Origin of the sequence: Alteromonas macleodii (assembly GCF_903772925.1) — a bacterium.
In the GTDB taxonomy this organism is placed as follows: Bacteria; Pseudomonadota; Gammaproteobacteria; order Enterobacterales; family Alteromonadaceae; genus Alteromonas; species Alteromonas macleodii_A.
The window spans coordinates 4,138,866-4,154,131 of the sequence record NZ_LR812090.1; the positions used below are offsets into that span (position 1 = coordinate 4,138,866).

A 15,266-nucleotide genomic window follows, 5' to 3' on the forward strand; every position below is an offset into this window, starting at 1 on the left:
CTCTGAAAGCTAGATCAAGAATTTCGATTTCGCCAACAAATCAAACATTAAAATTAAATAAACAATAGCTAATATTTGTTGTTTATTAATAAGTTAGCGTAATGAAGCGCGGACATTACATCGACAGATTCAGTAAGAAAACTAGACATAAGGATAAGGAAAGGCTCTAGGGGTAACTCCCTATTTAAATTTGCAATCGCCCGCCCGATGTCGTCTTGAAGAGCTTTTTTAATAAAAAGTTTGGTCAAATTAGGCATTTGTCCAAACATTAAATTTTTGTTTTATTCGGCTCATAACATGAATAACACTTGTATTTATTGACCTTTGACAATAAACTTTCAGTAATTTCTGAAACTTCTGGAAAATAAGAATGAAAATGACGCCTTTAATTACATCTGCAGTCATGCACTTTGGCGAAATGGGAAGTCGCTGGGGCTTCAATCGAACAGTTGGGCAAATACTTGCACTTATTGTGCTTAACGAAGAGCCCATTTCGGCACAAGAAGTTGCCGATGCGCTCAATATATCCAGAGGCAACACTAGCATGGGCTTAAAAGAGCTACAGTCATGGCGCCTTGTTAAACAACACCATGTTCCCGGCGAGAGAAAAGAGTTTTTTATTCCGGCTGGCGATATTTGGACACTGGCCAATAGAGTATTTGAAGAGCGCCGAAAGCGTGAAATAGACCCAACCATGAGCCTACTTCGGGATTTACTTCTCGATGCACCTGCAAATGAAAAGGAGGCGAATGCTCAACATAAACTGAACGAAATCCATGATTTACTCGAATCAATTACGGCATGGTCTGAAGAGCTTCAGAATCTTGGGCCTGAAAAGTTAAACACGTTGATGAAGTTAGGTTCTGGCGTGGGCCGTATGCTTGAGCTTAAGGACAAGCTACTTCTGGGGAAAAACAGCGTTAACTAAGGGGGCTCTCTGTGGATGCATTCTTGCTGTCTCGTTTACAATTTGCGTTAAATATTAGTTTCCATATTTTGTTTCCAACCATCACCATGGCGATGGGCTGGTTTCTATTTTATTTTAAGCTGCGCTCTAACATTTCAGGTCACCCTGTGTGGATGCGCATGTATCGCTTTTGGGTACGTGTTTTCGCTCTAAGCTTCGCATTAGGTGTAGTAAGCGGCGTTACTATGTCATTTCAGTTTGGCACCAACTGGCCAGGGTTTATGGAAAAAGTAGGCAACGTAGCTGGCCCGCTTTTAGGCTATGAAGTACTTACCGCATTTTTCTTAGAAGCCACGTTCTTGGGGATCATGCTATTTGGTATACGCCGTGTTCCTAACTGGCTGCATACGGCATCTACTCTTATTGTCGCTCTTGGCACCACAACGTCTGCATTCTGGATATTAGCGCTTAATAGTTGGATGCAAACCCCACAAGGTTTTGAAGTAGTCGATGGTGTGGTTTATGCCACAAACTGGAAAGAAATCATTTTCAACCCATCTTTCCCCTATCGCTTCGCTCATATGATGTTGGCGTCTGGGCTAACGGCTAGTTTCCTTATTGCCGGACTTTCAGCATACCGAATGTTGAAAGGTGACGATAAACTTGCCCCAAAATTAGCACTTAAAACAGCTACCTACACGGCGGCCGTGCTAATTCCTTTGCAAATTTTTGCGGGCGACATGCACGGTTTAAATACCCTTGAACATCAACCTCAAAAAGTGGCGGCGATGGAAGGGTTATGGGAAACCACTGAAGGTGCACCTTTATTGCTTTTTGCTATTCCAGATGAAGAAAGCAAAGAGAACCACTTTGAAATTCCCATTCCCTATGGTGCAAGTTTAATTCTTACCCATGAACTTAAAGGAGAGATAAAAGGGCTTAATGAGTTTGAGGGAGAGCACCCACCTGTAGCCCCTGTTTTCTTCGGCTTCAGAGTCATGGTAGGTATGGGTATGCTAATGCTGGCTGTTTCATGGCTGGGTAGTCTTTACCTTATTCGCAAGAAAGAATTCCCTGCGTGGCTGAAACGCACGTTTGCGGGCATGGCATTTAGCGGCTGGATAGCAACGCTCGCTGGCTGGTACGTTACAGAAATAGGTCGACAGCCTTATTTAGTGAGTGGTGTCTTAAGAACCGCTGATGCGGTTACTCAACTACCACCTGCTAATATAGCCCTGTCATTCACGCTTTACCTTGTTATTTACACGGTGCTTTTAATCGCATACATGGGAACGCTTATGTTGATGTGCCGAAAAGCAGTGGAAATCGAGGAAATAACGACGGAAGAGCGCGAAGTAGCGAAGGCTAAGATGCAACCCTCTGAACCTGACCCAAGCACGGTATAAGGAGAGCAAACATGTTTGAAAATATATCAACAGAAATGCTTGGAAACATCTATGTCGGCTTACTTGGTTTATCTGTATTGCTGTACGCTATTTTAGACGGCTATGATTTAGGTGTTGGTGTATTAATACCGCCGAGAACAGAGGCTTTCCGCGACGACATGATAGCCTCTATTGGGCCTTACTGGGATGCCAATGAAACTTGGCTTGTGCTTGCCATAGGCTTACTGCTTATCGCTTTTCCTGAAGCCCATAGCGAGTTTCTGCAAACTCTGTACTTACCTGCAACTTTCATGTTGTTAGGGCTTATTTTGCGCGGCGTGGCGTTTGATTTTCGCGCTAAAGTTGTGCAAGTGAAAAAGCGCAAGTGGGATTTGGTATTTAAGTACGGTTCGCTATTAACTACGCTCGCGCAAGGTTACATGTTAGGCATTTATGTAACGGGGCTTCGCACTGATATTTGGGCTCAAGGCTTTGCTCTACTTGCGGCATTTGGAGTAACCGCAGCCTATGCATTTATTGGCTCATGCTGGTTAATACTTAAAGGCGAAGGAGAGCTTCAAGCAAAAGCGTATTATTGGGCACGCCGAGGTTTGGTTGTACTGGCTGTGGGAATTACTGCAGTAAGTATCGCTAACTTAACCTTACACGATGATGTGCGAGACTTATGGCTATCAGCACCTTGGGGTTATGTGCTTTTTGCTATACCTGTTGCATGTTTTGCGCTTTTAGCCTTATGTGGCGTGTTGCTTAAAAAGCTGCCTGACGCTCAAGGTAAAGGCGAATGGCTTCCGTTCTTTATAGCCTTGCTTGTATTTTTACTTTGCTTTAGCGCATTTGGCATTAGCTACTACCCCTTTATTATACCTGGGCAGATGACGGTGATGGATGCCCTCAGTGATGCTAACTCCCTTCGCTTCTTGCTAGTAGGTGTAGTTATTGTTGTACCTATTATTCTGGCTTATACGGCCATGGTATATAAAATTTTCTCCGGTAAATCAGAGAAGCTTTCATACTACTAGCATTTATTAATGGGATCTCAGCACATCCCAATTACTCAAAACAATAGTGAACATCACTGATAGTCAGTGGTGTTCACTTTCTATTCAGCGCTATAATTAGCGCTTATACGTTGTGAGTTTTTTCTGTTTCCAACTACTTCCTGACCTGTGGCGTTTTCGGCGACTACTATAACCTGCGTGGAAACTCGATTTAAAAACCTGCGATCAAAATATGATCCTTTCTCTCGAACAATGTATACCAATGAATAGAGGATGCCTAGTTGTACTTAGTCTATCCTTATTATGTGAACGAGATATCTAAATTGTTTAATGACAATTATTTTGTTGACATCAAACTGTAATATTACTATATTTTATTTGGGGCAATTTTTACTAGAAGGAGCCAATACTATGGAAAATGTATTCCATTCGTTCTCACGGTTCTTCAAACGCGCGCACCCCTATACAGTCGCTCATTACATCGGCCGTAAAAATGCGCAGCGTATCTTAGGATGTAAAATTAAAAAGAAATCCAAGATATTTGCCGACCAGCACGTTGAAGACCAAAATCATTAATTTATATGGGGCCCGTCAAACCGGCCCCATTTTTTTGGCGTATTAAATGTGATTTAAAGGGACTGAGGTTGTGTACTTAATCTGTTCCATGGCAAAGCTAGAGGTTACGTCTGAAAACTCTATACCGTTAACCAATCGCTTATAAAAGTGGTCGAAGCAATCCATATCGGTAACGAGGACTTTTAGCAGATAATCGTACTCGCCAGACATACGATAACATTCAACAACTTCATCAAATGACGCGGCGTGCTTGGCGAAACTTGCTAGCCATTTTCCATCGTGCCTTCCTGCTTTCACCTGAACGAAAACCGTCATTGCAAGGCCTAGCTGCTTTGCTTGCAACAGCGCCACTCGCCTAGAAATTATGCCCTTATCTTCTAGCTTTTGAATGCGACGCCAGCAGGGCGTGACCGTTAGCCCGACTTGCTCGGCGATTTCTGCAACAGGCGTGTCAGCATTATTCTGAAGCATGGCCAAAATGGCTTTATCTATTGCGTCTATAACGCTCATTTTATCATTAGCCATAGTGGAACCTGGCCCTTCATACCCAACACTTTCAGTTGTACATTTGTTTTGTTGCTCATGCTTTATTTAAAGCCACCAAGGCTTAGAAAAATCCACGTTTTCATTTGCAATTTCATACTGATAGGGAGGTTTAAATAAGTCCCAAAATGCTTCGCGTAGGTCTTCATCCACTATGTTTAGTTTACCCACATCACGATAGTGAGAGAGCAATTCGTTGTAACCATCAATAGGCATTTGCGGGTTAGACTGACGAAAAACAACACGACCGCCAAACTCTTCGAACATGGCTTTTTCTGCTTGGAATTGCATTACTTGCTTAACCGCTATTTCTTCGATTGGTTTAGATGAAGTTTCGCTAGATACCTGACTCTTAAACTTATCGATAAACTTATTTACTAGCGTTTGGTCAAGAGCAATAGCTCGTTCCTTAGCGTAGTCCTCTAACACTAGTTCGAAAATTTTGTTAGACGCATTTACACGTGTGACATATTCGAGCATTTTGGCGTAGTTATCTTTCGCTTGCTCTTTCATGTCTTGACGCTTTTCTTCACTGGGCATTACGTCTACTGCTCGAATTTCGGTATTGAGCACTGTCGCCAAAACACTCTCGCCAACGACTAGACCATTTGCTTGGGCGGCGTAAGTAGAGTTTGAGCAAAGAAGAAGTAAAGCAGCCAGTGTGGAACGAATAGTTAATGTGATGCGCATAAAGCACTCCCTGAAGGCGTATTCATCATAATAACGAGTAAAGCATTAAACGTCATGACTACGCAACACCGCAGAGCACTGATATTAGGAATATGCTGTGAGCATCGAATTTAATGGGGCGAATGATTGAGCGTTGTCACACGTTTAGCATGAGCGTGGGAAATATTGACAATAGAAAGAAAAACGGCGGTCAAATGACCGCCGTTTTTGAATTCTTAGATAGCTTGCACGTTAGCAGCTTGAAGACCTTTTTGACCTTCTTCAACTTCAAATTCTACTCGCTGACCTTCTGGAAGCGTTTTGTAACCGTCAGAGATGATCGCACGGAAATGAACGAAAACGTCCTTGCCGCCGTTATCTTGAGTTAGGAAACCGTAACCTTTATCAGCGTTGAACCACTTAACTGTGCCTGTAACTTTAGACATGTCGTATAGACCTCAAATATCGTATTAAATTGCGCAAAAGCGCGTGTAACAAAGTTCTTTAGAGTCTTTAAATTGGCGGAGTATTGGGTCTTACTTACGAATGGACAAACAACTTACAACAAATTACCGGGTAACTCGAGTGGTTTTACATATAGCAAATAATACAAAATCGCGTCTATTTAAAGACTTTGGCTTAGAGCCGTATCCACTATAACACTCTTCGGGACGATTACTATACAAATTAATTAATTAACTACGGTTTTCATAAATATTTCACCGCAGCGTAACAATAATCACAGCCCTTTTCGCCACGCTAAATACCAACAAATTGCGCCAATTACACCTGTACTTGCAGGGAAATACCAGGATAAGTCATAAATTGGCAATATTGCTGACATCAGTACAAAGGTTGCCCCTACTAGGCTCAAGTGAGTGGTCTGAGTTGTTTTCTTTTGCTCTTGAATCAGTGCCAGATGTGCCCTTTGCTGTTGTAACGGCAAACGCTTCATTTGCTGTAGACTATCGTAAAGCAGGTCTGGCATTTCGGGGAGTTTTTCAGACCAGAAAGGTAAGTTGTCTTTTACTTTCCCCATCATAGCCGTAAAACCAATTTGTTCCTTCATCCAGTTTTCAAGAAATGGCTTGGCGGTTTTCCAAAGGTCGAGTTGAGGATAGAGCTGACGACCTAAGCCTTCGATATACAGCAAGGTTTTTTGCAGTAGCACCAACTGCGGCTGCACAACCATATTGAAACGTCGTGCCGTGTTAAATAGCTGTAGCAGCACATTACCAAAGGATATTTCTGCCAAAGGCTTTTGAAAAATAGGTTCGCATACTGTGCGAATGGCCATTTCGAACTCATCAATGTTGGTATCTTGCGGCACCCATCCTGAGTCGGCGTGAAGTTGTGCCACTTTGCGATAGTCGCGATTAAAAAAGGCGATAAAGTTTTCGGCCAAATAGCGCTTATCTTCGCGATTAAGCGTACCAACAATGCCAAAATCGATTGCAATGTATTTTGGGTTTTCAGGATGTTCCGTAGATACAAAAATGTTGCCTGGATGCATGTCCGCATGGAAAAAGCTATCTCGGAATACTTGAGTAAAGAACACTTCAACCCCGCGTTCTGCTAACTTTTTCATGTTGGTATTTTGGGTCAACAAAGCGTCGATATTAGATATAGGTAAGCCGTAAATACGCTCCATAACCAAGACATTACTGCGGCAGTAATCGCTGTAAATCTTAGGTACGTATAAGGCGTCTGAGCCCTCAAAGTTACGACCTAGCTGGATACCGTTAGCTGACTCCCGGAGCAAGTCAAGCTCATCTACAATGGTTTTGCGATATTCCACTACCACTTCTACAGGGCGTAAGCGCTTGCCGTCCGGTAACCAACGCTGTAGGACGTTCGCTAGGCTGAATAAAAGCTCCATATCCGCCACTATGGTATCGCGAATATCTGGCCTTAATACCTTTACTACAACGTCTTCGTTGTTGTGCTTTAACTTTGCTGCGTGAACTTGCGCAATAGAAGCCGACGCGAGTGGCGCGGTTTCAAATTCGCTAAACAACTCGTTCAGATCAGACAGCCCTAGTGCCTGTTTGATAATATCTTGTGCTGCGTCTGACGAGAAAGGTGGCACTTTGTCTTGTAAACGGGCAAGTTCGTTAGCAATGGCAGGGGGAAGCAAGTCTCGGCGGGTAGAGAGCATCTGCCCGAATTTAATAAAAACAGGCCCAAGGTTTTGTAATGCAAGAGTAATGCGCTCGCCAGGAGATTTTCCTTTATGCTTATTGCGCACCCAAAAAATGGCATGGCGCATAATTCGCGCGTACCAGGGTAACCACTTTGCTGGAATAAGTTCATCTAAACCGTGTTCCAACAATACCTTGTTAATTCGGTATAACCTAACAATACGCATTTATGAGCCTGTTTCTCTCAATCTTACTTAAGTTTTTCTTCTAAACGGCGCAGTCGCGCATCGGCACTTTCTGCCCTGTCGCGAAGCGCATTTACTTCATCGCTAAAGTGCATTACCGCAAGCTTATGTGCAGCTAGCTGTTTTTCTTCTACCACGGCATTGCCGAAGACCTTCGCCATAGACGCCAGCGCCGTCATCGATTTTTTATGCACTGTTTTTACCGTTTTCACGGTTTGGTGCGCGATAACGTCATTCGTCTTTTGAGCAATCAACTCTTCAACGTCGATGTCGAGCTGCTGAAACAAAGCGCTGACTTGCTGGGCAACGTTTAGCTCCCCTTCTAAAAAGAGTGCTTTTTGTTGAATAAGGCGGGTCAGCTGGCTAGTTTCTTTTAACTCAGGCAAAGTCTGTAGCGACGTTTTAATACAGCAATCTTTTGCTCCTAGCGATGCAACGGCATCTTCAAACGAGTCTTGCTCGCTGAGTACGTCGACGCGGTCAGAAAAAGACAAGGTGATACCGTAAGGCAGCGGCGAAATAAACGCGGTTAGTCTGGCGCCGTTAAGGGCTTTTAACCTTTTTTCGCTGTCTTCATCTAAAGACAGCAGTTTGTTTAGAGCCGATTCAACCGTAGCGGTAACAAGCGCTGAAGTAGGCATTAAAACTTGTAGCCTCTATGCAGAGCCACAATACCGCCGGTAAGGTTCTGGTAATCACATTGTTCAAAGCCAGCCTGTTCAAACATACCCTTCAGGGTTTCTTGATCTGGGTGCATACGAATGCTTTCTGCCAAGTACTGGTAGCTTTCTGCATCATTTGCTACAAGCTGCCCCATTTTGGGCAAAATATGGAAAGAATACATATCGTAAAGTTTGCTTAGCTGCTCTGATGTTGGCTTAGAAAATTCTAAAACCAGTAAGCGACCACCGGGTTTTAACACGCGGAAAATAGAATTTAGCGCGTTTTGCTTTTCCGTCACGTTCCTAAGACCAAATGCCATAGTCACAACATCAAAATGGTTGTCAGGAAACGGCAAGACTTCTGCGTCGGCTTGCACATAGTCTATATTGCTAACCAAGCCACGGTCGCGAAGCTTATCACGGCCTACTTTCAGCATAGACAAATTGATATCGGCAAGGGTTACGCGCCCTGTCGGGCCTACCAAGCGAGAGAACTTAGCGGTTAAATCGCCAGTACCACCGGCAATATCCAAGACTTTATTGCCCGCGCGCACACCGCTGCAGTCAATGGTAAATCGCTTCCATAAACGATGTACTCCCATTGACATAAAGTCGTTCATTACGTCGTACTTCGCAGCAACGGAATCAAAAACATTAGCAACCAAAGAGGCTTTTTGCCCTTTATCTACCTGCTTAAAACCGAAGTGTGTAGTATGCTCGCTAGCATTGTCGATTGCAGAGTCTGCTTGCGTAGCGGGAGTTTGATTGTCGCTCATGACAGTCCTGTAATTTGAATATTTTTATTAATGCCGAAGTGTATAGGATTGTGTGCTGAAGCAAAAGCTTTATGCCCGACTGCCTTAGATTGAAAAGCAAACCGTTATCTTGCTCTGTGCGTGAACCTTCGAGGCACATGCCTGTTTACTAAATACATTAGGGGGCCCCATTCAACGCTAACCTGTATTAAGCAGTAAGATTATTCGTGCCCCAGCTAAATGCCACAATAGCACTGATTTCTTGCAGCGAACGGCCACTTTCTTTATGCCATTGGGCAAATGCTGCATTTGCTGCTGACAGCGACTTTTTCGATGTTAACCCGCCATCAATAACTTCGTTTTTTCGCAAGTAACCTTCAACGTCACGAGAAAACAAAAAAGTATCAATACCCAATGCTCGAAGCATGTAGGGGCCTGTATTGCCACCTAATCGCGCGCCGCGTTTTTTCAAAAACGCCCATAGTTCGGTGATATTGTCTTTATCGAAGCTGGCGACAAACTTGCCAAAGCTGCCGTACTCCATAGCCACGTCTTTAATCATCATGGCGTTGTCGCGCACAGTCATCACTTTTTTATAGTTGCGAACAATGCGCTTATCCGACGCTTTTTGTTCTAGCATCTCATCTGGCATCAGCAACACTTTATCCACGTTGAAACCAAAAAATACGGTTTCAAAATCTGGCCATTTTTGCTCGATGACTCGCCATACAAAGCCAGATTTAAAAACTTGCTTAGTCATGGCCGCTAAAAAACGATCATCACTAATGGTTTCAATTTGCGCTTTAGAAAGCGGCGCATGAAGCATAGCCTCAAGCACCTTTTCACCGCCTTTGCGTTCACACGCTCGGCGGTAGATAGTTTGATAAGACTCAGGCATAGCCGCTTAGCCTTTGATGCCGCTGTGTCGAAGCAAGGCGTCTACTTTAGGCTCGCGTCCTCTAAAGGCAACAAACAAATCCATAGGAGGCTTACTGCCGCCCATTTCTAGAATGTTTTCTAAAAAGGCTTTGCCTGTGTCGCGGTTGAAGATGCCATCTTCTTCAAACTTACTGTAGGCATCGGCAGAAAGAACCTCAGCCCACTTATAGCTGTAATAGCCCGCTGCATATCCACCTGCAAAAATGTGTCCGAAACCATTTTGGAAGCGATTGAACGATGGCGGAATAACTACGGCAACTTCTTCGCGCACTTTGTCCAGTGTGCCCTGCACGTCTACTTCACTGCCCTTTTCACTGTGCAGTAAGAAATCAAATAGACTAAATTCAAGTTGACGAACCATCTGCATAGCAGATTGATAATCACGAGCAGCAAGCATGCGGTCGAGCAAATCAGCTGGAAGCGGCTCTCCGGTCTCATAATGACCAGAGATAAAGTTTAGGGCGTCTTCTTCCCAACACCAGTTCTCTAAGAATTGACTTGGTAGTTCAACTGCATCCCATGGCACACCGTTAATGCCAGATACGCCAGCCACGCTCATTTTTGTAAGCATGTGATGGATTCCATGACCAAACTCATGGAAAAGGGTGACTACTTCATCGTGCGTAAACAGCGCAGGCTTATCGCCGACAGGGGCATTGAAGTTACAGGTCAGGTACGCCACTGGCAGCTGTAGCTCACCGTCTATCATTTCTCGGCGTACTCGGCATTCATCCATCCATGCCCCGCCACGTTTTTTAGCACGTGCGTACAAGTCTAGGTAAAAGCTACCACGCAATGCGTCGGCATCGTCAGTTATAGTGAAATAACGCACATCTTTATGCCAGGTGTCGATGCCAGGCTGCTCAATAATTTTCAAACCATATAAGCGATGCACTACTTCAAAAAGACCTGATAGCACTTTGTCTTCAGGGAAATAAGGGCGCAGCATTTCATCAGAAATGGTGTATTTTTCTTGCTTCAACTTTTCGCTGTAATACGGTAAATCCCATGCTGCTAGCTCAGTAACACCATGTTTGTCCTTTGCGTACGTTCTTACTTCTTCAAGCTCTTTTTCCGCCTGAGGTTTAGACTTAGCCGCCAAGTCGCGTAAGAAACCTATTACCTGATCGGTAGAGTCTGCCATCTTGGTAGCCAGTGAACGCTCTGCATAGCTAGCAAACCCCAACAATTCAGCGAGCTCTGTGCGCAGCGTTAGGGTCTCTTTAATAATGTCGGTGTTATCCCACTTACCTGCATTTGGTCCTTGATCAGACGCTTTGGTTGAATAAGCACGATACATTTCTTCGCGAAGCTCACGATTATCCGCGTACAGCATAACAGGCAAATAAGACGGAATATCTAGGGTAAACAACCATCCCTGCAAGTCTTTTTGGTGCGCAGCTTGCGCTGCCGCTTCTAAAGCTGACTCAGGCATACCTGCAAGCTCAGATTCATCGGTAATGTGTTTGGTCCAGCCCATGGTGGCGTCCATCACATTATTTGAGAAGGTTGACGATAACTCACTAAGCTTTGCCTGAATTTCTGCAAAACGTTTCTTTTGTTGTGCAGGCAAGGCAACACCTGAAAGCGTAAAGTCGCGAACCGCGTTAACAATGACTTTCTGCTGTTCTTCGCTTAGGGTTTTAAACTCGTCAGACGCTTTTAGTGAAGCATAAGCATTATAAAGGCCTTCGTGCTGACCTACCCAAGTACCATATTCAGATAAAAGTGGCAAACACGCATCATGCGCCTCTCGCAATTCATCGCTGCTTACTACACTGTTCATATGAGACACAGGTGAGAACATTTTGCTTAAGCTGTCGTCTACCTCTTCAAGGCGTAATACTAAATTCTTGTAAGAGTAATCATTTGACGCTACGACTGCCTCTATTTCACTTTTACAAGCTTCAATGGCTTTTTCGATAGCGGGCTTAATAGAGGCTGGCTCAATAGCAGAAAAAATTGGTAGGCCGTCTACCATCTCGATTGCAGGGGTTGTCATAATCTTTTTCACTCTTAACACGTTGATAGAATAATGATGGGGTTTCGTTGACTAAAAGCAAGCTATTGTTTAAGCCGCAGTTGACCTATCTTGAAGTTACTTCTAGTTTAAAAGTAAGGATCACGAAGATTTATTGAGCTCAGTGTGCTCGAGACGTACTTTTGATAAATATAAATAAAGGAGTCAACAACTTGTGACGCCGAAAAGCCCCCTGTCACAAATGTCACATTTCATCCTTTTGTCTACTTTGTCTCCATGTAGTACAACAGCTATAATTCTGGTTAATAAATCTACAAGGCTTAGATATGAAAACCTTAACCTCTGGCGAAATAGCGTCGTATTGCGATGTGAACCTTCGTACTGTAATTCGATGGATTGAAAGCGGGAAGCTTAAAGGCTTTAAGCTTCCAGGGCGTGGTAACAACCGTATTCTTGTTGAAGACTTTATTGAGTTCCTTGAACGCCACGATATGCCTATTCCTGATGCCCTCAAAGGCATTGCTTCGCCATCTGTTCTCATTGTTGATGACGAGATGCCGGTAGCGAAATCAATACAGCGAGTGGCTAGACGTGCAGGGTTCGATTCATACATTGCGACAGGCGGGTTCCAAGCCGGGATCATGTTAAGTCAGTATGAACCTAAAGTGATGACCCTCGACCTGAGTATGCCAGGCATGGATGGTTACAGTGTTATTGAATTCACTCGAGAGCAAAACAAGCACAAAGATTTAAAAATTATTGTTATCTCTGCCCTAGACGATATCAGCCTTGAACGTGCGCTAGAAATCGGCGCCGATGCCACGCTTCAAAAGCCTTTCTCAAACCATGATTTAACGAATGTTTTAGAACAATTCATGTCGATGTAATTTTGATGAGGGAGGGTGCACTATGTCGCGGTTAGCAATGTTCATTTTAACAGCTCTATGTCTTACTATTGTTACGCTCTCATCTAACGCGAAAACGCTAACTTTCGCCGTCGTTCCACAGCAGTCAGCCAAAACTTTGGCTGAACGGTGGCAGCCGCTTATTGATTATATGAGTAATTATACTGGGCTTGCCATCGAGTTTAAGACAGCTAAAGATATACCCACTTTCGAAGCAAACTTGACTGCTGGGCTTTACGACATTGCCTACATGAACCCCTATCACTTTGTAGTTTTTAACGAATCTGCAGGCTATCGCTCTCTTGCTAGGCAACGTGACAAAAAAATTCGCGGATTAATCGTGGTTCATCAGGACAGTACTATTCAATCAATTGAAGATCTAAATGGTGCCGAAATAGCATTCCCAGCGCCCGCGGCATTTGCGGCCACTATTATTACCAGCGCCCACCTGAGAAACAACAATGTTGCATTCATTCCCCGTTATGTAAATTCGCACGATTCAGTGTACTTATCGGTTCAGCGCGATTTCTTCAAAGCAGGTGGAGGCATTCTTCGAACGCTAAACATTTCATCTGAGGCAGTGAAAAGTGATTTACGAGTGCTTTGGGAAAGCAAAGGTTATACGCCACACGCTATAGCTACCCACCCCAAAATGGCGTCAGCAAATAGACAAGCTATTCTTAATGCATTGATTGCATTATCTAATGACAGTAGTAAGACATCAATTCTTCGCAAAATTGGGTTGAGTGAATTTGTTAAATCTAACGACAGTGATTGGAATGACGTTAGAGAGCTGGGTATTGCATCGCTTTCTAGACCACATCTATGAGAAACGAGCAGATGAAGCTGTCGTTACGATTTAAAACAATAACTGGCATTGCTAGCATCGCAGCGCTCTTGCTGCTGGTGCTAATTGTAACCGTGTTTCAGTTATTAAATGATCTTGTTGATAGCAACATTAAAAAGTCAGCTGATACCACTGTTGCGCTTTTCGTTTCTACGACAAAAAATGCATTTTTAAGTTACGACCTAGCTTCACTTGACGCAGATGTATCTGAAATTCTCACTAACCCAAATATTTCCTACGTGAAGGTAAAAGATAAACTTGGCAATGTGTTTGTAGAGAAAGGCAGCGAGGTCGCACTTAGCCGCCCTTTTGAAGCAGACTTGTCGGTGTCGGCAGCTAACGATGGGGTATACGATACCCGCGCCCCAATTATGGTAAACGACACTGTTTACGGCTATGTAGAAATTGGATTAAACATCGCTTCTGTAACTGAATCGGTCTCAAGAGTAAGAAACTGGACCGTCACGCTCGCTTTGATGGAGTTCGTTCTAGTTGGCTTGTGTTCATATTTACTTGGTTCGTTTTTAATGTCTCAGCTTCAGCAGCTTTTGCAGGGTGCTAAACACCTTGGCGAGGCAGTTAAGTACAATAATTACAAAGAAGTGTTTGTTCCAGTTAGAGGCAAAGATGAGTTAAGCGAGCTCGCTGAAGCTTTTAATCTACTTGTAGAGCGGTTAAAAGAAGAACACGAACAACGTCAGCGTGCGCAGGATGAGCTTAAAGAACTAAACACACTTCTTGAAGAAAAAGTGCAAGACAGAACGTCTCTACTCAATCAAAAAAATTACCAACTAGAAGAAACAAACAAAGACTTAAAAGAAGCCCAAGTTCAACTTCTTCAGGCAGAAAAGATGGCATCAGTAGGCCAGCTTGCCGCTGGTGTTGCCCATGAAATTAATAATCCTGTCGGTTTTGTAAGCAGTAATATTTCAACACTTAGTGAATACGTTGCTACTTATCAAATGATCTTCTCTCAAATTCAAGCTGTTATAGACGAGAAAGATGAAAACAAACGGGCAGCATCACTGATTGAACTAGAGAAATTGCTAGATAAACAAGATATGGCCTTTATAAACGAAGACATTTCAGATTTACTGAGGGACTCTCGCGAAGGCTTGCTGCGCGTGGCAGAAATAGTTAAAGGCCTAAAGTTGTTTTCACGGGTTGATAGCGACCAAATGCAGAAACACAATATTAATGATTGTGTGCGTACCACCTTGGCTATGGTTAACAATCAACTGAAATATATCTGTACGGTAGAAACCCATTTAGGAAGGGTTCCGGATGTAGACATGAACGTGGGTAAAATTTCTCAAGTTATTACCAACTTGCTCATTAACGCCGGACAAGCTGTAGAGGCAACTAGCCAAAACGGAAAAATAATTATCACAACTTGCACTGTTGGCGAGTTTGTAGAATTGCGGGTAGAGGATTCAGGCTGCGGAATTCCGCCTAGTCACCTTGATAAACTATTTAACCCTTTCTTCACGACTAAGCCAGAAGGGCAAGGGACTGGGTTAGGTCTTTCAATTTCATTTGGTATCGCGCAAGAACACGGTGGGTCATTATCTGCCACCAGCACTGAAGGAGACGGCAGTACCTTTACGCTAGCTCTTCCAATTAACCCCGTCTCTAAAGACTCACAAGATACCGGTGAGACTAATGATGCATAACGTTACAGTGTCCAAAAGC

At 43.6% G+C, this 15,266-nt stretch carries 15 protein-coding genes; 7 read left to right on the forward strand and 8 right to left on the reverse strand.

The genetic code is table 11. The features are described 5' to 3' along the window. Positions 1-370: 370 nt before the first annotated feature. The 4 genes from PCAR9_RS17680 (at position 371) to PCAR9_RS17695 (ending at position 3,887) form a co-directional block, all read left to right on the forward strand. The gene (locus PCAR9_RS17680; RefSeq protein WP_179984736.1) at positions 371-928 is read left to right on the forward strand and encodes a GbsR/MarR family transcriptional regulator; all 558 of its coding nucleotides are present in this window, start codon (positions 371-373) and stop codon (positions 926-928) included. An 11-nt stretch (positions 929-939) separates the two neighbouring features. Next, positions 940-2,313 (forward strand): cytochrome ubiquinol oxidase subunit I, encoded by a 1,374-nt coding sequence (locus tag PCAR9_RS17685; RefSeq protein ID WP_179984737.1) that lies wholly within the window; start codon positions 940-942, stop codon positions 2,311-2,313. Positions 2,314-2,324: 11 nt separating this feature from the next. Further along, on the forward strand, positions 2,325-3,332 hold the full coding sequence (locus PCAR9_RS17690; RefSeq protein WP_179984738.1) for a cytochrome d ubiquinol oxidase subunit II: 1,008 nt from the start codon (positions 2,325-2,327) through the stop codon (positions 3,330-3,332). Positions 3,333-3,722: 390 nt separating this feature from the next. Next, positions 3,723-3,887 (forward strand): hypothetical protein, encoded by a 165-nt coding sequence (locus PCAR9_RS17695; RefSeq protein ID WP_014950935.1) that lies wholly within the window; start codon positions 3,723-3,725, stop codon positions 3,885-3,887. 42 nt (positions 3,888-3,929) lie between these two features. On the opposite strand, the gene PCAR9_RS17700 is transcribed toward PCAR9_RS17695, so the two are convergent. From PCAR9_RS17700 to prlC, 8 genes are all read right to left on the reverse strand, one after another. After that, positions 3,930-4,412, reverse strand: coding sequence for an Lrp/AsnC family transcriptional regulator (locus PCAR9_RS17700; protein WP_179984739.1), 483 nt, complete (start codon positions 4,410-4,412; stop codon positions 3,930-3,932). Between the two features lie 66 nt (positions 4,413-4,478). Next, entirely contained in the window at positions 4,479-5,120 is a 642-nt protein-coding gene (locus PCAR9_RS17705) for a hypothetical protein (RefSeq protein ID WP_179984740.1), read from the reverse strand. A 215-nt stretch (positions 5,121-5,335) separates the two neighbouring features. Then, a complete protein-coding gene (cspE, locus tag PCAR9_RS17710) occupies positions 5,336-5,545 on the reverse strand; it encodes a transcription antiterminator/RNA stability regulator CspE (protein ID WP_012519905.1) in 210 nt (69 codons plus the stop codon). A 293-nt stretch (positions 5,546-5,838) separates the two neighbouring features. Then, entirely contained in the window at positions 5,839-7,467 is a 1,629-nt protein-coding gene (gene ubiB / locus PCAR9_RS17715; RefSeq protein ID WP_179984741.1) for a ubiquinone biosynthesis regulatory protein kinase UbiB, read from the reverse strand. A gap of 23 nt (positions 7,468-7,490) precedes the next feature. After that, positions 7,491-8,126 (reverse strand): ubiquinone biosynthesis accessory factor UbiJ, encoded by a 636-nt coding sequence (locus tag PCAR9_RS17720; protein WP_179984742.1) that lies wholly within the window; start codon positions 8,124-8,126, stop codon positions 7,491-7,493. Further along, positions 8,126-8,923, reverse strand: a complete 798-nt coding sequence (gene ubiE, locus PCAR9_RS17725) for a bifunctional demethylmenaquinone methyltransferase/2-methoxy-6-polyprenyl-1,4-benzoquinol methylase UbiE (protein ID WP_179984743.1) — start codon at positions 8,921-8,923, stop codon at positions 8,126-8,128. The genes PCAR9_RS17720 and ubiE overlap by 1 nt, the downstream gene beginning before the upstream one ends. A gap of 187 nt (positions 8,924-9,110) precedes the next feature. Then, the gene (locus tag PCAR9_RS17730; protein WP_179984744.1) at positions 9,111-9,800 is read right to left on the reverse strand and encodes a DNA-3-methyladenine glycosylase I; all 690 of its coding nucleotides are present in this window, start codon (positions 9,798-9,800) and stop codon (positions 9,111-9,113) included. A gap of 6 nt (positions 9,801-9,806) precedes the next feature. Further along, the gene (prlC, locus tag PCAR9_RS17735) at positions 9,807-11,843 is read right to left on the reverse strand and encodes an oligopeptidase A (RefSeq protein WP_179984745.1); all 2,037 of its coding nucleotides are present in this window, start codon (positions 11,841-11,843) and stop codon (positions 9,807-9,809) included. A 305-nt stretch (positions 11,844-12,148) separates the two neighbouring features. On the opposite strand from prlC, the gene PCAR9_RS17740 reads away from it, so the two are divergent. Genes PCAR9_RS17740 through PCAR9_RS17750 form a run of 3 tightly spaced genes read left to right on the forward strand, consistent with a single transcriptional unit; the run spans position 12,149 to position 15,247 of the window. Further along, on the forward strand, positions 12,149-12,709 hold the full coding sequence (locus PCAR9_RS17740; protein ID WP_179984746.1) for a response regulator: 561 nt from the start codon (positions 12,149-12,151) through the stop codon (positions 12,707-12,709). 22 nt (positions 12,710-12,731) lie between these two features. Further along, positions 12,732-13,556, forward strand: a complete 825-nt coding sequence (locus PCAR9_RS17745) for a phosphate/phosphite/phosphonate ABC transporter substrate-binding protein (RefSeq protein ID WP_179984747.1) — start codon at positions 12,732-12,734, stop codon at positions 13,554-13,556. A gap of 11 nt (positions 13,557-13,567) precedes the next feature. Beyond that, positions 13,568-15,247: a sensor histidine kinase gene (locus PCAR9_RS17750; protein ID WP_179985271.1), complete on the forward strand. Its 1,680-nt coding sequence runs from the start codon at positions 13,568-13,570 to the stop codon at positions 15,245-15,247. Positions 15,248-15,266 lie beyond the last annotated feature (19 nt).